This is a genomic window from Desulfothermus okinawensis JCM 13304 (assembly GCF_054654515.1).
Window position 1 is genome coordinate 1 of record NZ_BAAIEW010000053.1, and the last position, 2,730, is coordinate 2,730.

Annotated in this window: 3 protein-coding genes; all 3 read left to right on the plus strand. The window is 39.1% G+C overall.

The window, feature by feature from the left end; genetic code table 11:
- Positions 1 to 627, plus strand: a 627-nt coding sequence (locus tag ACYQ0O_RS12905; protein ID WP_459893726.1) for an MBG domain-containing protein, incomplete at its 5' end; no start/stop codon positions are given.
- 22 nt (positions 628 to 649) lie between these two features.
- The gene (locus ACYQ0O_RS12910; protein ID WP_459893728.1) at positions 650 to 2,317 is read left to right on the plus strand and encodes a ShlB/FhaC/HecB family hemolysin secretion/activation protein; all 1,668 of its coding nucleotides are present in this window, start codon (positions 650 to 652) and stop codon (positions 2,315 to 2,317) included.
- A 188-nt stretch (positions 2,318 to 2,505) separates the two neighbouring features.
- Positions 2,506 to 2,730: transposase (locus tag ACYQ0O_RS12915; RefSeq protein WP_459893730.1), on the plus strand; the 225-nt coding region annotated here is incomplete at its 3' end.

The window sequence follows — 2,730 nt, forward strand, 5'->3', positions numbered from 1 at the left end:
CAAAATCCAAAGGATACAACAACAGCCACCATCAATCGCCGCCCAGTATTGGTTGTAGCTGTTCCTAAAGCCAAAAAACAGGGTGAACCAGATCCTGCTTTGACCTATAAAATTTATTGTCCTACAGGTATAAGTGAAAATTGTGCGTTAGTGCCAGGGGAAACTCTTATAGGAAGTCTCACAAGAGAAAAAGGAGAGGATCTAGGTAAATATAATATCTTACAGGGCACAATCACAGACAACAATAATCCAAACTATGATATTAGCTATAAAGATGCCCAGCTAACCATTGTTTCTAACCCAATCGTAGACAGCTCAATTACGGTAGTCCACGGAGAGAGTAGTAATCTTACTTCATTAAATACACTTTCTTCATCAAACGCAAGAAACACCATAAAAACCCTTCCCAATATGATGAGTAAGAACCGAGTAGCTTCAGGTGATCTTATATTTGTTCATGTTTCAGGTGGTGCTATTAAACACATAATGGCCTCTAAGTCTAAGGGTAAAGGCAAAGGATTAACCAATTTGCAGCACAATGATATGTCTAAATCTGCCAATTATGAACCTTTTGGCTTTGTGCGTGTTTTAGTTGTTGATGGCGGTATAAATATTAAACGAAAATAAGAGATAACAGGAGTGGATAGTCGTGAGCAGGCGATATCTTTATGCGATAATTTTCTTGATATCACTTGGTTGGGCTTTTTTTGCTTTTGCCCAAACACCTCCTGATACGGGCAAAATATTGCAAGAACAAACCCAAAAACCTCCTCAAACGCCCAACAAAGGTATTAATATCGGTATTCAGAATCCAACCAAGTTAACCAACCAATCTGGAGGTGCAAAAATAAGAATATTGAGCGTTAACATAATAGGTGCAACGGTGTTTAGCACAAAAGAGCTAATAGCTGCACTTGGTAATTTTTCAGGCAAATTTTATGATATGGCTGGCTTGAGACAGCTTGCCGATAAAATCACTAACTATTATGAGAAAAAAGGTTATCCATTTGTTCGTGCCATAATTCCACCGCAAAACATAAAAAATGGGAAGCTAACGATTCAGGTTATAGAGGGTAGATTTGGAAAGGTCTCCGTAATTGGCAAGAACCCTCTTGCACAGAAAGCATCTGCGTTTCTTAATACACTTAAGAAAGGAGATATAATTACAACCGCGTCACTTGAACGCACCACCCTTATACTATCTGACCAGCCTGGAATAAAAATTGTTCCGATCCTAAAGCCTGGAGAAGAGGTGGGTTATGGTGATTTGAATGTCTATGTAGACCTTGCACAAAAGGTAAACACCAATATAGGTGTGGATAATTATGGGGATCGCTACACAGGAGAATACCGGGGTTATGTAGGTTTTAATATAAATTCACCATTTATCTTAGGTGACCAGATAACTACAACATTTGTGCATTCAAATAAAAAACTCTGGTTGGGCGATATAGGCTATAATTTGCCTTTGGGTGTAAGCGGGCTTAGAGGAAAGGTGGGCTATACCCATACCTACTATAAGTTGGGCAAGGAGTTTACCGACCTTGATGCTACAGGCTCAGCCGATATAGGCTATTTGGGCTTCTCATATCCAATAATACGCTCAAGGAAAGCAAATCTTACAATAGACACTATCTTTCAGTATAAGTATCTTAAAGACAAGCAGGGTGCGATAAATGTTGATTATAGGAAACACAGCTACCCCCTGCCAGTTACTCTTTCATTTGATATATATGATAGTTTCTTGGGTGGTGGAGTTATATATGGAAACATTGTATATACCCATGGATTTTTAAAGTTAAATGATGATTTGGAGAAAAGCGACAGAGAAAGCGGTTTAGATACACGAGGTAATTTTGATAAGATTAATCTTGATGTATCCCGCATACAGGTAACCCCAATACCGCATTTAATGCTTTTTGGTAGGTTTGCTGCTCAGTTGGCAAGCAAAAACCTTGATAGTTCTGAGAGTTTTATCCTTGGAGGTGCTAATGGAGTAAGGGCATATCCCTTAGGTGAAGGAAGCGGTGATGAAGGTTGGCTTGCTCAGATTGAAACAAGATATTCTATATCATTTTTTAGTCCTTACCTATTTTATGATACTGGATATGTGAGAATAAACAGAAAAAACAATATTGAAATACCTGCGAATCCAAATCATAGAAAAATAGGTGGGTGTGGCGTTGGTCTTCGTGTTAATTATAAAAAATTTAGTGCCAATTTATCTGTTGCTTGGCGCACCAGTGGTGGTAAACCTAAATCAGACAGTAAAGATAGGAATCCACGGGTATGGTTCTCAGCTTCTTATAAGTTTTGAACAAATGTTGAAAAGGGAGGTGTTTCCAAAACTGTGTAATGTTAAAGGTTCAAAAATTCCCTAGCAAAAGGTCCTTAAAAATCCCTATCTAAGGATGTTAACTATAATGGACCCCAAAAACTGGACAGAGGAATAAGGTGAATAAGGTGGATGTTAGCCTGAAAGGACAGAAAGGAGGCAAGGATTAGATGGGTAACATCCGGAAGAGGCACAACGGAGCATTTAAGGCAAAGATAGCACTGGAGGTAGTAGAGGCGGAGAAGACGATCTCAGAGATATCCAGTGAATATGGGGTACACCCAAACCCGGTGAGGCAATGGAGAAAGCAACTTATTGAGGGACTACCATCTATATTTACAGACAAGAAGAAAAAGGCAGAGAAAGACAGAGAGGAGCTTGAGGCAGAACTATAC